This window comes from Rhodoferax sp. LS1P39 (assembly GCF_056521425.1).
Genome location: NZ_JBWMAV010000006.1, coordinates 118,683 through 132,910 on the forward strand (window position 1 = coordinate 118,683; position 14,228 = coordinate 132,910).

At 63.5% G+C, this 14,228-nt stretch carries 14 protein-coding genes; 5 read left to right on the forward strand and 9 right to left on the reverse strand.

Annotation, left to right across the window (positions count from 1 at the left end):
* Nucleotides 1–19 precede the first annotated feature (19 nt).
* The 6 genes from AC097O_RS12035 to AC097O_RS12060 all read right to left on the reverse strand — a co-directional run bounded on the left by AC097O_RS12035 (nucleotide 20) and on the right by AC097O_RS12060 (nucleotide 5,325).
* A complete protein-coding gene (locus AC097O_RS12035) occupies nucleotides 20–1,084 on the reverse strand; it encodes an ABC transporter ATP-binding protein (protein ID WP_479593042.1) in 1,065 nt (354 codons plus the stop codon).
* A gap of 118 nt (nucleotides 1,085–1,202) precedes the next feature.
* A complete protein-coding gene (locus AC097O_RS12040) occupies nucleotides 1,203–1,853 on the reverse strand; it encodes a DsbA family oxidoreductase (RefSeq protein WP_479593044.1) in 651 nt (216 codons plus the stop codon).
* A 337-nt stretch (nucleotides 1,854–2,190) separates the two neighbouring features.
* Entirely contained in the window at nucleotides 2,191–2,463 is a 273-nt protein-coding gene (locus tag AC097O_RS12045) for a YkgJ family cysteine cluster protein (protein WP_479593045.1), read from the reverse strand.
* Nucleotides 2,464–2,520: 57 nt separating this feature from the next.
* Nucleotides 2,521–3,099 (reverse strand): NADPH-dependent FMN reductase, encoded by a 579-nt coding sequence (locus tag AC097O_RS12050; protein ID WP_479593047.1) that lies wholly within the window; start codon nucleotides 3,097–3,099, stop codon nucleotides 2,521–2,523.
* Nucleotides 3,096–4,388, reverse strand: coding sequence for a HipA domain-containing protein (locus AC097O_RS12055; protein ID WP_479593048.1), 1,293 nt, complete (start codon nucleotides 4,386–4,388; stop codon nucleotides 3,096–3,098). Before AC097O_RS12055 ends, AC097O_RS12050 begins: the two co-directional genes overlap by 4 nt.
* Before the next feature lie 85 nt (nucleotides 4,389–4,473).
* On the reverse strand, nucleotides 4,474–5,325 hold the full coding sequence (locus AC097O_RS12060; protein WP_479593049.1) for a helix-turn-helix domain-containing protein: 852 nt from the start codon (nucleotides 5,323–5,325) through the stop codon (nucleotides 4,474–4,476).
* 180 nt (nucleotides 5,326–5,505) lie between these two features.
* On the opposite strand from AC097O_RS12060, the gene AC097O_RS12065 reads away from it, so the two are divergent.
* From AC097O_RS12065 to AC097O_RS12075, 3 genes are all read left to right on the forward strand, one after another.
* Nucleotides 5,506–6,309 (forward strand): ThuA domain-containing protein, encoded by an 804-nt coding sequence (locus tag AC097O_RS12065; RefSeq protein WP_479593051.1) that lies wholly within the window; start codon nucleotides 5,506–5,508, stop codon nucleotides 6,307–6,309.
* Nucleotides 6,306–7,358, forward strand: coding sequence for a Gfo/Idh/MocA family protein (locus AC097O_RS12070; protein ID WP_479593052.1), 1,053 nt, complete (start codon nucleotides 6,306–6,308; stop codon nucleotides 7,356–7,358). The genes AC097O_RS12065 and AC097O_RS12070 overlap by 4 nt, the downstream gene beginning before the upstream one ends.
* A 532-nt stretch (nucleotides 7,359–7,890) precedes the next feature.
* Nucleotides 7,891–8,940 carry an NAD(P)-dependent alcohol dehydrogenase gene (locus AC097O_RS12075; protein WP_479593054.1) on the forward strand — a complete coding sequence of 350 codons (1,050 nt, stop codon included), beginning with the start codon at nucleotides 7,891–7,893 and terminating at the stop codon, nucleotides 8,938–8,940.
* A gap of 76 nt (nucleotides 8,941–9,016) precedes the next feature.
* On the opposite strand, the gene AC097O_RS12080 is transcribed toward AC097O_RS12075, so the two are convergent.
* The 3 genes from AC097O_RS12080 to AC097O_RS12090 all read right to left on the reverse strand — a co-directional run bounded on the left by AC097O_RS12080 (nucleotide 9,017) and on the right by AC097O_RS12090 (nucleotide 11,423).
* Nucleotides 9,017–10,018, reverse strand: coding sequence for a transporter (locus AC097O_RS12080; protein WP_479593056.1), 1,002 nt, complete (start codon nucleotides 10,016–10,018; stop codon nucleotides 9,017–9,019).
* A gap of 15 nt (nucleotides 10,019–10,033) precedes the next feature.
* Entirely contained in the window at nucleotides 10,034–10,954 is a 921-nt protein-coding gene (locus tag AC097O_RS12085) for a DUF808 domain-containing protein (RefSeq protein WP_479593058.1), read from the reverse strand.
* A 139-nt stretch (nucleotides 10,955–11,093) separates the two neighbouring features.
* Nucleotides 11,094–11,423, reverse strand: a complete 330-nt coding sequence (locus AC097O_RS12090; protein ID WP_479593060.1) for a DUF7709 family protein — start codon at nucleotides 11,421–11,423, stop codon at nucleotides 11,094–11,096.
* Nucleotides 11,424–11,583: 160 nt separating this feature from the next.
* Between AC097O_RS12090 and mnmG the strand changes: the two genes are divergently transcribed.
* Together mnmG and rsmG are read left to right on the forward strand one after the other, a co-directional pair.
* A complete protein-coding gene (mnmG, locus tag AC097O_RS12095; protein WP_479593062.1) occupies nucleotides 11,584–13,557 on the forward strand; it encodes a tRNA uridine-5-carboxymethylaminomethyl(34) synthesis enzyme MnmG in 1,974 nt (657 codons plus the stop codon).
* On the forward strand, nucleotides 13,554–14,207 hold the full coding sequence (rsmG, locus tag AC097O_RS12100) for a 16S rRNA (guanine(527)-N(7))-methyltransferase RsmG (protein WP_479593064.1): 654 nt from the start codon (nucleotides 13,554–13,556) through the stop codon (nucleotides 14,205–14,207). The genes mnmG and rsmG overlap by 4 nt, the downstream gene beginning before the upstream one ends.
* The last annotated feature ends 21 nt before the right edge of the window (nucleotides 14,208–14,228 follow it).

The window sequence follows — 14,228 nt, forward strand, 5'->3', positions numbered from 1 at the left end:
GGGGGTTACGGGGTGGAAATCAGGCAGGAACAGGAACAGAAACAGGGCTGAGCGGGTGGGCAGCATCCGGCGCCCAGGCCAGTTGCACGGCCTCGGCTACGCGGTAGGGGCGGGCGGCAAACTGGGCTTCGGACACCATCACCGAGAATTCGGCGGTAGAGCTGGCGGTTTGCGCCACGCCGGGTTTTTGCAGGCCCAGCAGCACGTAGGTGCCCTGGTACTCCACATCGCTGACCACGGCGCGGATGTTGTCAGGGCCGTCGGCCACGGCGGCCTCGGCGGGGATGATTTGCATGTGGTCGGTGCGCACGCCAATCTTGCCGCGCGGGGTGTCCAGCACGTTGTGGCCGCCCATGAAGCGCGCCACAAACTCACTGGCCGGGCGGTTGTACACCTCGTGCGGGCTGCCCACTTGCTCGATCAGCCCGTGGTTCATCACCACCATGGTGTCGGCCAGGGCCATGGCCTCCTCTTGCGAGTGGGTGACGTGGATGAAGGTCAGGCCCAGCTCCTTTTGCCAGCGGCGCAGCTCGGCACGCATCTGGATGCGCAAGAATGGGTCGAGGGCAGACAAAGGCTCGTCGAGCAACAGCACCTTGGGCTGGGTGATCAGTGCCCGGGCCAGGGCCACGCGCTGCTGCTGGCCGCCCGACAACTCGCTGGGTGTGCGGTCGGCCAGGTGGCCCATGGCCACGCGCTCCAGCAGATCCTTGGCCTTGGCATGGCGTTCGGCCTTGTCCATGCCCTTCATCTTCAGGCTGAAGGCCACGTTGTCGAGTGCGCTGAGGTGCGGAAACAGCGCAAAGCTCTGGAACATCATGGCTGTGCCGCGCGCGGCGGCGGGCAGGTCGGTGATGTTGCGGTTTTCCAGCAGGATGTCGCCGCTGGTGACCGACTCGTGTCCGGCCACCATGCGCAGCGTGGTGCTTTTGCCGCAGCCCGACGGCCCCAGCAAGCAGCAGTAGCTACCGCTGGCGATGCGCAGATTGATGCTGTCAACGGCCGGCTTGGACGATCCATAGCGCTTGGTCAGCGCGATGATTTCGATGGCCGAAGGTGCGGAGGAGGTAGTAGGAGCGGACATATCCGTCCCCTATGCATAGGCCGTGCCAGCTTTGCGTACGCTGCAATTGTTAAATTGCGTACAAAACTGCACCGGGAATGTGCGCAATCCTTCCCGACGCGCAGGCTTGGTGCGCTAGCTAATGGCTATTTGCCGCAATCTGGCGCAAAGCCTGCTCAAACACCTCAGGCGGCTGGCCGCCCGAGATCAGATGCCGGTCGTTGATGATGATGGCGGGCACCGAACGGATGCCTTGGCTGGTGTAGAACTGCTCGCGCTCACGCACCTCCGCCGCAAACTCGTCGGATTCCAGAATCGCCCGCGCCCGCACCGGGTCCAACCCTACCTGCTCGGCCACCTGTACCAGCAAGGCGTGGTCGCTGGGGTTTTGCCCCAGGGTGAAGTAGGCATCGAACAAGGCCTGTTTCAGCGCGTGCTGGTGGCCCTCTAGCTCAGCCCAGTGCAGCAGGCGGTGGGCATCGAAGGTGTTGTAGATGCGGTTGCGCTGGCCCAGGTTGAAGGTAAAGCCCAGCTCTGCCCCACGGGCGCGGATGTTTTCCTTGTTGGCCGCCGCTTGGGCCGGGGTGGAGCCGTATTTGCGCGCCAGGTGCTCGGTGGTGTCTTCGCCCTCGGGGGCCATCTGCGGATTCAGCTCAAACGGCTGGAAGTGCAGCTCGGCGGTGATGCTGTCACTGACCCGCGCCAGCGCCTGTTCCAGCGACTTCAATCCCACTACGCACCAGGGGCAGGACACATCGGAGACGAAATCAATCTTGAGTTGGGTGGTCATGGTGTCTTGGCTTGAAAAGCTGTGGATAGTTCTGGCACAACCAGCTAGTTATCCACAGGTAAGGTCGTTTTTAAAAAGTTGTTCATTTTGGCGTGACACCAGAAAAGCAAGGTCACGCACACCCGACAACACGGGATAAGCTGTTGATTACAAAAGACAAAACCGGCTTACCCACAGAAGAGCCGCATGCTTACTACTACTACTATGTATTAATAGAACCATTAGAAGAATAGCCAAACACGATGTCTGCCGTGGTTTGTGGACTGAAAAACCCCAAAAATGCAAAAAGGCAGGCCTCCACGGTGCGTGGAGCCTGCCTTTGAGGGAAAGAAATGTTTTAGATGCCGGGACGGGTGGCGATTTCTAGCTGCGTGAGGTAGTGCATAGCGTGCAAGTCGCTGCTGCCGCACATGTCCAGCGCAGGCTGCAACTGGCCGCAGACCGCCGGACGTCCAGGCTGGCCAAAAATGCGGCAGCGGTTGGCCGCATCCAATTGCACGCAGCGCACCCCGGCGGGCTTGCTGATGCCATCCACCACCGGCATGCCGGGGATGGGTGAGCTGATGCTGGGCGCGATGCAGCAGGCACCGCAGCCGGATCGGCAATCCATGGGTTTACTATTAATTTAGGAGCTGCTCACGCTTATGGAATAATCGCTAGAGGCCAATTAAGCTTGAAATTTACGGGTCGCCCACAGCACTTGCTCCACCACCGCCTGCACGCTGGCGCGGTGGGCTTCCTGCTTCAAGCTGCCGTCTTCGGCAAACGCATCGAAGGCCCGGCCCAGCGCGAACTGCTTGGGGGCCACCCAGCACTGCATATTGGCCATCAGCGGCGACAGGTGCGTCAGCGAGCGCAAACCCCCCAGCCCACCGGGCGACGCACTCAGTAGGCCCACCACCTTGCCGGTGAAGGAGCGGAAACCATCTTTCCACACCGGGTCGGTCTTGACGGGGCTGGAGGCCCAGTCGATGGTGTTTTTCAGCAGCGCCGGGTAGCTGCCGTTGTATTCGGGCGCGCAGAGGATCCAGGCCGGGTGATCAAACATGATCTGCTTCAGGCGCAGCACGTCGGCGGGCGTGCCCTCGGCCTCCAGGTCGGCGTTGTACATGGGGATGTCAAAGTCGGCCAGCTCGATGTGCGTGACCTCGGCCCCGGCATCTGTGGCGATGCGGGCGGTGGCCTGGGCCAGTTGGCGGTTGTACGACTGTTTGCGGGTGCTGCCCGCGAAGATGAGTGTTTTCATGCAGCAGATTGCACCATAGTTCGGGCCAAACCCTGTAACGTCGGGCTGACCTGTGGGTGTTCGGCCAGCAGCGACCAAAACTGCCGGGCGGCGGCCATGGCGGTGGCGTTGGCCCAAAAACCATCGGTGGCAAATGCGGCGTAGTCCAGAGTGCCGGTCTGGGCATCGGGCTGGTAGCGCATGGGCAGCATGCCGTAGACAGGGGCCAGGGCGAAGCGGCCTTTGGCGATCTCTTTCAAGCTGTCGCCCTGGGCAAACAGGCCCAGGTTGCCCGCATGCATGTCGGTATTGCCCACCAGGCGGCCAAACTGCAGGCGGAACAGCGCCTGCTGTGCACCGTCTGCCGACAGCCGCCCTTGCCGCGCCAGCGCATCGCAGGTAGCGGCCCAGTGCTGGTAGCCGCCGGGCACAAAGGCCGCATGCGCCGCACCCACCGACACCACGTGCTGGCGGCCTGCGTTGCCGATGCGGTCAAACCGCTGGCTGACCAGGTAGCTGCGGTTGTGGCTATGTACCACCTCGCAGGCCGCCACGTGCTGGCCGTAAGTCTGCAGCACCTGCAGGCACAGGGCTTCGGCATGCAACAGGTCGTGCCAGCGCTCGCCAAACGGCGTGCCGCGCGGCGGCGAGAACTTCACCAGCACCGGTGTGCCCTGGTGGTTGGTGGCCAAGAATTTGGGTTGGTCGCCCCCTATGGACGCGCCCGCAGCAAAGGTATGGACCAGCGCGTCCAGTGCCAGGCCCAGGTCGGGGCCGGGTGGGGGCAGGGCGGGCAAAGCCGTGGCAGCGTGTAGATGCCCCAGAACCAACGCCCCAGGCGCGTCGTGCAGGTGCAAGGCGGCGGTGAAGGTGGCCTGCACGTCCCAATGGTCCGGGTTGCCGGGCACGCCATAGCCCGCCAGGCTCTGCGCCAGCAAGCGGCCCAAAAACCCCTGCGCCTGCAGCGGCGACAGGTACCAGGGTAAGCCGGTAGTACCCAGCACATCCAGGCCTGGCGCTTCGATGTGGATCTGGTCTCGGGCCAGCAGGCTCAAAAGCCCCAAGGGTTGGGCCCGGCCTGCGCTGTCCACCCGCCACAGTGGCTGCTGTGCGGCACCGCCTGCGATGGGCTGGGGCAGGGCGTAGCGGGCACTTTTTCCCTGGCCCAGGGTCAGCACCTGGCCCGGCAACTGGGCCAGCAGGCGCGATACCGTGGACTGGCTTTTGCCCAGGGCCTTCTGGAGTTCTGCCGAGCGTGACGCGCCAAAGGTTTGTAAATGCAATAAAAGTGCGTCGGTATCGGCAGGCATGGTGAATAGAAAAAATAATAAAAAATTCCCATTGAATCAACAGGTTAATCTTATTTTAACTATGAAGTGAATAGTAAATGCCTGACTAAATGGGTTTGTCACTCCGTTGCCGATAGCCCTTGGGTGTTTGCCCGTACTGCGCCCTGAAGCTGTGGATGAAGTAGCTGGGGTGGGCGTAGCCGCAGGCCCAAGCCACCTCTTTCACCGCCAGCGCGCTCTCGGCCAGCAGGCGGGCGGCACGGGCCATGCGCATGCGGTTGATGTAGGCCACCAGGGCCTCTTGTGTCTGCTGCCGGAACAGGTGCGACAAATAGTCTGCCGTGCAGCCGCACTGCTGGGCCAGGCCGCGCACGCTCAAATCTGCATCGCCCAGCTGGTTTTGCACCAGTACCCGCACCTTGGTCACCCAAGCGGATTCGGGGGCGGTGTGCGGGTCCACATCGGCCAGGGCGCGCAGCACCCCGGCGGTGGCGGCGGCCACCAGGGCGCGGATTTGCAGCGGGGCCCATGCCGCCTGCTGGCCCTGACCCAGCCGGGCCGCGTCGGCCAGCCAGTCGTGGATGTGGCGGGCCTGGGGGTGCTGGCGCATTTCCAGATGGCGTATGCCGGGCTTGCCGGTGTGGATCTCATGGGCCAGATGGCAGGTGAGGGCGTGGGCCTCGGCATAGACCACCAGGTTGGCAAACGGCTGGGTGGGCGCGGCGCGCACCTGCTCGGCATGCAGCAACTGCGGCGGCATCAGCAGCGCCTCGCCAGGGCCTAGGGTCAGGGAGCCGTGCGGCAGGCGAAAGTCGGTCCAGCCACCGGTTTGTAAAAACAGCTCGGGCCCGACGTGGAAGTGGCCCTCGCCGCGCTCCACCGGTGCCCCGCCGGGCTGGTGCACCACCAGGCTGCCCGCCATGGCGCGGCTTAAGAAGTCGCCCAGGTGCTGGCGCATAGCGGCGGCATCCTGGCTGGCAGATGGAGCCTGCGGGACGCTGCAGAAGGTGGATGCGTGCGATCCAGGAATTTTGCTATTCATTGCGGATTATTGACAGCAATCGGGCTGGTGAGAGGGGCAGGGCAGGCTTAGAGTCTAGGCCAGATAAAGCCAAACCCTCACCCCAGGAGCACCCTAGTGAAAACCCGTATTTCTGTTATTGTCTGGAACGAATTCCGCCACGAACGCGAAAATGCCGCCGTGGGTGCCATCTATCCCGAAGGCCTGCACACAGCAATAGCCAACGCCCTGGCCGCCACCCCCGGCCTGAACCCCGGTGCTTTGCCGGTGGATGTCAGCGTCGCCACATTGGACGACCCCGAGCATGGTCTGAGCGAGGCGCGCCTGGCCACCTGTGACGTGCTGATCTGGTGGGGCCACAAGGTGCACAACCTGGTGGAGGACGCGGTGGTCGATGCGGTGCAAAAGCGCGTGCTCGAAGGCATGGGTTTGATCGTGCTGCACTCCGGCCATTTCAGCAAAATCTTCCGCCGCATGATGGGTACCAACTGCTCGCTGAAATGGCGCGAGGCGCACGAGAAAGAGCGCTTGTGGGTGGTCGAGCCTTCGCACCCCATCGCGGCCGGTCTGGGCGAGTATTTCGAGCTGCCGAACGAAGAGATGTACGGCGAGCGCTTTGATATTCCGCAGCCCGACAGCACGGTGTTCATCTCGTGGTTCGAGGGTGGCGAGGTGTTCCGCTCCGGCTGCTGCTGGGAGCGCGGCCATGGCCGCATCTTCTACTTCCGTCCCGGCCACGAGGCCTACCCCACCTACCACGACAAAAACGTGCAGCGCGTGATCGCCAACGCCGTGCAGTGGGCCGCGCCCCGCGTCAATATTGTGGACGTGTGCCCTAATCCCGAGCCACTGGAGCGCATCAGTCCCAAAACCGGGTTCACCAATGTCGGCATTGTCCAAACCAGCAAGGATCTGGCATGAGCGAGATAGCTAAAACATTGCGCGTTGGCGTGATCGGCCTGGGCATGGGCCGCGCCCACATCCAAGGCTGGCAAGAGCACCCGCAGGTCGAAGTAGTGGCGATTGCCGACCCCGATGCCGCCCGCCTGGCCAAGGTGGGCGACGAGTTCAAGGTGGCAGGCCGCTACGCCTCGGCCGAAGCCATGCTGGCCACCGAAAAGTTGGACGTGGTCAGCGTCTGCACGCCGAATAAGTTTCACGTGGAACTGACCCTGGCCGCCCTGGCCGCTGGCTGCCACGTGCTGTGCGAAAAGCCCATGGCCATGAACGCCCAAGAGGGCCGCCAAATGCTGGAAGCCGCCAAGGACGCGGGCAAGCGGCTGATGATCAACTTCTCGTACCGCTTCAGCGCGGCATCCCGCGCCCTGAAAGCCCAGGTGGATGCCGGCCTGTTTGGCGACTTCTACTTTGGCCGGAGCCTATGGCACCGCCGCCGCGGCATGCCCGGCTTTGGCGGCTGGTTTGGCACCAAGGCCCTTGCCGGTGGCGGCCCGTTGATCGACCTCGGTGTGCACCGCCTGGACCTGGCTCTGTGGCTGATGGGCTACCCGCAACCCACCTGGGTGATGGGCAGCACCTACAGCCCCATCGCCAGCGACCTGGCCCAGAAGGCCGGCAAGACCTTTGACGTGGAAGACCTGGCTGCCGGGTTCATCCGCTTTTCCAACGGTGCCACGCTGGCGCTAGAGGCCTCCTGGGCCGCCAACATCCAGGAAGCCGAGCTGATGGAAACCCGGCTGCTGGGCACCAAGGCCGGGCTGCTGCAAAAGAACCTGGGTGGCGGCTACACCTTCGACGCGCACGTCTACACCGAAGTCAACGGCGCGCCGGTGGACATGCTCTTGTGCCCGCCCACGGTAGATGCCAAGTCGGCCATGTTCGATTACGCCGAGGCCATTCTCACCGGCACCCCGCACCCGGCGGGCGGCGACGAGGGCCTGGTGGTGATGCAGATCCTGGACGCGCTGTACGAGAGTGCGCGCACGGGGGAGCCGGTGCAGATCGGGTAATTGATCCGTTTGATTGTTGAACATCGTATGTCCATAGTTGTGGTTCAAGCAAACCCGTAGAATCGAGCAAGTAATGACTTGGCAGTAATGCTGTTTACCGTTGCCTTAGTGCAAGACCTTGCAAGCGGCCTGGCGTTTTCTCTCTTTGTGTTGGTTGAAATCTCTTTCATCTGTAACTTGGAGTTCAAAATGAAAACTAACCTGTTCACCGTCTTTCTAACCGTGAAGTCCGAGTGCGCGTCACTAATGGGGGTTAAAGCGCCGGGCCGATGTGTAAGGAATAACTGAGAGCGGATAGATAGTTGTCGAGAGATGACGGCCTCCACCAATATCAAACCCACTGAGATTCATCACTCAGTGGGTTTTTCATTTTGAAAGCCAAAGTTGGTTTTCACCTAAATGTTGTCGGACATAGATCATGTCTTTTGGTATGTCGCTCTGATAGATCCAGCAAACCCCCGCCCACACCCCCGTCACCATTCAGGACTACCATCCGCCCTCAACCCGCTAAATACCCCACAGGAACCCACCCATGACCACCGCCCACGGCTACGCCGCCACCTCCCCGACTTCCCCCCTGGCCCCTTTCAGCTTCGAGCGTCGCACCCCCGGCGCGCAGGACGTGGCGCTGGATGTGCTGTTCTGCGGCGTGTGCCATTCCGACCTGCACACCGCCCGCAACGAGTGGAAAAACACGGTGTACCCGTCGGTGCCCGGCCACGAGATCGTGGGCCGCGTCACGGCGGTGGGCGATCTGGTGTCTAAATTCAAAGTAGGCGACCTGGTCGGCATCGGCTGCATGGTCGACAGTTGCCAGCACTGCACGCCCTGCGCCGACGGCCTGGAGCAGTACTGCGACAACGGCTTTACCGGCACCTACAACGGCCCGGCCCAGACCACCGGCGAGAACACCTACGGCGGCTATTCCAACCACATGGTGGTGCGCGAATCCTTTGTGCTGCGCATCGGCCACGCCGAAGCCGATCTGGCCGCCGTGGCCCCGTTGCTGTGCGCGGGCATCACCACCTATTCGCCGCTGCGCCAATGGAAGGTCGGCCCCGGCCACAAGGTGGGCATCGTCGGCCTGGGCGGGCTGGGCCACATGGGCGTGAAGATCGCTGCCGCCATGGGCGCGCACGTGGTGCTGTTCACCACCTCCGAGAGCAAGCGCGCAGATGCGCTGCGCCTGGGTGCCAAGGAAGTCGTGGTGTCCAAGAACGCCGACGAGATGGCCGCCCACGCCAACAGCTTTGACTTCATCCTCAACACCGTGGCCGCTGCGCACAACCTGGATGCTTTCCTGGGCCTGCTCAAGCTCGACGGCACCATGACCCTGGTCGGCGCACCCGAAACCCCGCATCCCTCGCCCAACGTGTTCGGCCTGATCATGAAGCGCCGCCGCCTGGCCGGTTCGCTGATCGGCGGCATTAAAGAAACGCAAGAGATGCTGGACTTCTGCGCCCAGCACAACATCGTGTCGGACATCGAAACCATTCCCATGGACCAGATCGAGGCTTCTTACACCCGCATGCTCAAGAGCGATGTGAAATACCGCTTCGTGATCGACATGGCAACGCTATAGTTTTTACGCCATTTTTCAGGCATAAAAATAGCTGCTACCGCCCATTCCATCGGCGGTAGCAGCTATTAAATTTGCACTATTTTTGCCGGTAAAGGTACCAGCCCGCAAATGCGGTAAACACCCCGATCAGCCCGGCGATCACCATAAAGCCGTGCGGGTGGTCGGCCAGGGGGATGCCGCCCACGTTCATGCCCAGCAGGCCGGCGACGATGTTGATCGGCAGGGCCAGCACGGTGACCATGGTCAGGGTGAAGACGCTGCGGTTGGTTTGCTCGCTCACCTGGGCGGCGATTTCTTCCTGCAGCAGCTTGATGCGTTCTTTCAGCTCCGACATGTCGCGGATGGTCAGCGAAAACTCTTCGGTGGCCTGGCGCAGCGCTTCCAGGTCGTGCTCGCTGATCCAGGGCGGCGGCAGGCGCAGCAGGCGGAACAGGGCCCCCGGCTCCGGGGCCAGCAGGCGCTGCAGCCGCACCAGCACGCGGCGCAGGCGGCCCAGATCGGCGCGGCGGTTGTGCAGCCGGCCCACCAGAAACTTGTCTTCAATCGCGTCTACCTGCAGCGTGGTTTCGCGCACGATGCGCACCAGCACGTCGCCTTGTTCCATCAGCAACTGGTTCAAAAACGCCACCGATGAGGCCAGCGGCTTGCCGTTTTTGACCGCGTCGCGCATGCGGTCGATGGAGCGCAGCGGGTGCGAGCGGGCGCTCAGCGCCAGGTGCGGGGTCACGTTGAGCCACAGGCTGGCGATCTCGGCGGGGTCGAAGGCGAACTCAAACGCCACGTCGTTGACCACCGCCACCAGGGTGTCGTGCGCGTCCTCGATGCGGGTAGAGCGCGAGCCCGCGTGCAGCGCCTCAAAAAACTCGGGCACCGGGTCGAGCTGCTTGCGGATGCTGGCTTCGGCCGTGGCATCGCTGAGGTTGAAGTGCAGCCAGACGAAGTCGCCGGGGCCCTTGGGCGTTTCGCTGCGCAGCCAGGCGGCGGCTTCGGGCAGATCGACCGGGCGGCCTGCGGCAGCGTGGCTGAACAGGTAGCCGCAGATCAGGCCGTTTTTATCCGCGCCGTAGGTGGTGTGCATAAAGGAGGATTCAGGTCAACCTGCGACTTTAGCCCGCAGCTTTTGCACCAGCGTGACAGCCGCCAGCGCCGCCGCGCCCGCCAGTACGCCGGTGATGCCATCCACCAGCAGCGGGGCCAGGGTGGACAGGCCGGGCACGGCGGCGGCTTGCAGGGTGATGGATTCGGCCAGGTGGTGCAGGGCGGGCCAGCCGTGCGTCAGGATGCCGCCGCCTACCAAAAACATGGCGGCGGTGCCCACGACCGACAGCGTCTTCATCATCCAGGGCGCAAACGCCAGAATGCCCCGGCCCAGGCCGCGCTGCCAGGCGCTGGCTTGCTGGCTCAGGTGCAGGCCGCCGTCGTCCAGCTTGACGATGCCCGCTACCAGCCCGTACACGCCCACCGTCATCAGCAGCGCAATGCTGGTCAGTACCGCCAGTTGGGTGGTGAAGCTGGTGCCCTGCACGGTGCCCAGGGTGATGGCGATGATCTCGGCCGAGAGGATGAAGTCGGTGCGCACCGCGCCCTTGATCTTGTCTTTTTCCAGCGCCACCAGGTCGATGGCCGGGTTGGCCACGGCCGCCACCAGCGCGCTGTGCTCGGCGGCGACGGCATCGGCGCTGTGCAGGTATTTGTGGGCCAGCTTTTCAAAGCCCTCAAAGCACAAAAACACCCCGCCCACCATCAGCAGCGGGGTCACCGCCCAGGGGGCCACGGCGCTGATGGCCAGGGCCGCAGGCACCAGGATCAGCTTGTTGACAAACGAGCCCTTGCACACCGCCCACACCACCGGCAGCTCGCGGTCGGCGTGCACGCCGGTTACTTGCTGGGCGTTTAGCGCCAGGTCGTCGCCCAGCACGCCGCTGGTCTTTTTGGCCGCCACTTTGGTCAGCAGGGCGACATCGTCCAGGATGGAGGCAATATCGTCGATCAGGGCAAGCAGGCTAGAGGCCATGGGAAATTTCCAAGCAGGGCCGCTGCACCGTGCGGCGGCATGGGGGAGATTGTCGCTGGCCGTTAAAACCACACGCCGAATAGGCTATCTGCGCTGGTATGGCAAGCGCAGGCAGCTATAAAAACCGCAGCGCTACGGTCTACTTCTGCGTTGCCAGGTACTCTTGCGCTTTCAAGCCCACAAACTGCCGCCCCGGGTTGTTGCCGCTGCACCATTCTTCGGGCGTGAACAGGGCAAACAGGCCGATCTGGACCAGGGTGGGAATGGCCAGCTCCAGCTCGCGTTCGATCTCGCCGCGTCCGCTCACATCTGCCGCGTTGTACAGCGCCACGTTGTGCAGCATGGCGGCCACCGTGCCGGTTTGCAGCTGGCTGCCGTCTTGCAGGGTCACGCGCGGCAGGGTTTCGCCAGCGGCCAGGATCTTCTGGTTGACGCGGGCCAGGATGATGGCTTCGGTAGAGGAGGGCATGGGGTTTCCTTTGCGGGTGGCGATGGCTGCATGATAAGAGCCGGTGTTGCCGCAGGGAATGGAGGGGCTTATTAAAATGGCGGATTCCCCCTCTGTTTGTGTCCTGCCGTTTGGGTGGGTCCGGGCAGCGATGGGGCTGGCACTGACAGAGGACGCGCGTATGTTGTACCCCCAAGAATTTGATGTGATCGTGGTTGGCGGTGGCCATGCCGGCACCGAGGCCGCGCTGGCCGCTGCGCGCATGGGCTGCAAGACCCTGCTGCTCACGCACAACATCGAGACGCTGGGCCAGATGAGCTGCAACCCCTCCATCGGCGGCATCGGCAAGGGGCATCTGGTCAAAGAGGTGGACGCGCTGGGCGGGGCCATGGCCCTGGCCACCGATGAGGGCGGCATCCAGTTCCGCATCCTTAATTCCAGCAAAGGCCCTGCCGTGCGCGCCACCCGTGCCCAGGCCGACCGGGTGCTGTACAAGGCCGCCATCCGCCGCATGCTGGAAAACCAGCCCAACCTGTGGCTGTTCCAGCAGGCGGTGGATGACTTGATGGTGGAGGGCGACCGGGTGGTGGGTGCGGTGACGCAGGTCGGCGTGCAGTTCCGCAGCCGCACCGTGGTGCTCACGGCGGGCACCTTCCTGGACGGCAAGATCCACGTCGGCCTGAACAACTACGCTGCAGGCCGCGCGGGCGACCCCCCAGCAGTGAGCCTGAGCGCCCGGTTGAAAGAACTCAAGCTGCCCCAGGCCCGCCTGAAAACCGGCACGCCACCGCGCATCGATGGCCGCAGCATCGACTACAGCCAACTCGAAGAGCAGCCCGGCGACGGCATGCCCGGCGGCATGGGCACGCAGATTCCGGTGTTCAGCTTCATGGGCAACCGGGCGATGCACCCGCAGCAAATGCCGTGCTGGATCACCCACACCAATGCGCGCACGCACGAGATCATCCGCGCGGGCTTTGACCGCAGCCCCATGTTCACCGGCAAGATCGAGGGCGTGGGCCCGCGCTACTGCCCCAGCGTGGAAGACAAGGTGAACCGCTTTGCGGACAAAGACAGCCACCAGATCTTTCTGGAGCCCGAGGGCCTGAATACCCACGAGATCTACCCCAACGGCATTTCCACCAGCCTGCCGTTCGACGTGCAGTACGAGCTGGTGCGCTCGATGAAGGGCATGGAAAACGCCCACATCCTGCGACCCGGCTACGCCATCGAATACGACTACTTCGACCCCCGCAGCCTCAAGAGCAGTTTTGAAACCCGCCAGATTAGCGGCCTGTTTTTTGCGGGCCAGATCAACGGCACCACGGGTTATGAAGAAGCCGCCGCCCAGGGCTTGTTTGCCGGTATCAACGCCGCACTGCAATGCCGGGGTGAAGCATCCTGGCTGCCGGGCCGCGACCAGGCGTACCTGGGCGTGCTGGTCGACGACCTGATCACCAAGGGCGTGACGGAGCCCTACCGCATGTTCACCAGCCGCGCCGAGTTCCGCTTGCAACTGCGCGAAGACAACGCCGACATGCGCCTCACCGAGATGGGCCGCACCATGGGCCTGGTGGACGATGCCCGCTGGGAATCGTTCAACCGCAAGCGCGAGGCTGTTTCACGTGAAACAGAGCGCCTGCGCAGCCTGTGGGTCAGCCCCAAAAACCTGGCGGTGGCCGAGGCCGAGCGCGTGCTGGGCAAGGCCATCGAGCACGAGTACAGCCTGGCCGAGCTGCTGCGCCGCCCGGACGTGCACTACGACGGGTTGATGTCTTTAGCCGGGGCCAAGTTTGCCGTGCCCGAGTTCGCCCCCGGTGTTCCACGTGAAACCGCCGAGGCCGACTTTGTGGCCGCGGTGCTGGAGCAGGTAGACATCAATGCTAAGTACTCGGGTTACATCGAGCGCCAGAAGTCCGAGATCGACCGCGCCGCCCACTACGAGCACCTGAAGATCCCCGCCGATCTGGACTACCTGCAGGTCAGCGCCCTGAGCTACGAGGTGCGCCACACCTTGAACAAACACCGGCCCGAGACCCTGGGCCTGGCCTCGCGCATGTCGGGCGTGACCCCGGCGGCCATCTCGCTGCTGCTGGTGCATTTGAAGAAGATGGGCTGGAAAGACCGGCCTACTGTGGAGGAAGCCGCCGCATGAGCGACCGATTGGAGATATTGACCCGCAGCACCGCGCAGCTCGGCCTGGCCCTGTCGGATGCGCAGCACCACACCCTGCTGCGCTACCTGGACATGATCCTGAAGTGGAACAAGGTCTACAACCTGACCTCGTTGCGCGATCCGGCCGAGGCCTTGACCCACCACCTCATCGACAGCCTGGCCGCCGTGCCACCGCTGCTGCGCCACCTGGACGGACGTGTGGATGCCAAGCTGCTGGATGTCGGCTCTGGCGCGGGTCTGCCCGGCGTGGTGTTCGCCATCTGCTGCCCGCAGCTACAGGTGCGTTGCGTGGACACCGTGGGCAAAAAAGCCGCGTTTGTGCAGCAAGCCGCGCTGGAGCTCAAGCTGCCCAACCTGCGCGGCGTGCATGCGCGGGTGGAAAGCCTGACTGAAAAGTTCGACGTGGTCAGCGCCCGGGCGTTTGCTTCGCTGGTGGATTTCACCACCTGGTCGGTCGGCGCGTTGGCGGAGCCGGGCGTGTGGCTGGCCATGAAGGCCAAGCACCCCGATGCCGAAATCGCCGCGCTGCCCGCCTCGGTAGAGGTGTTTCACGTGGAACAACTTAGCGTGCCGGGGCTGGATGCCGAGCGTTGCATTATCTGGATGCATTCCAAAAACTCTCTCGCGTAAACTCCCCTCCTCACACGCGAG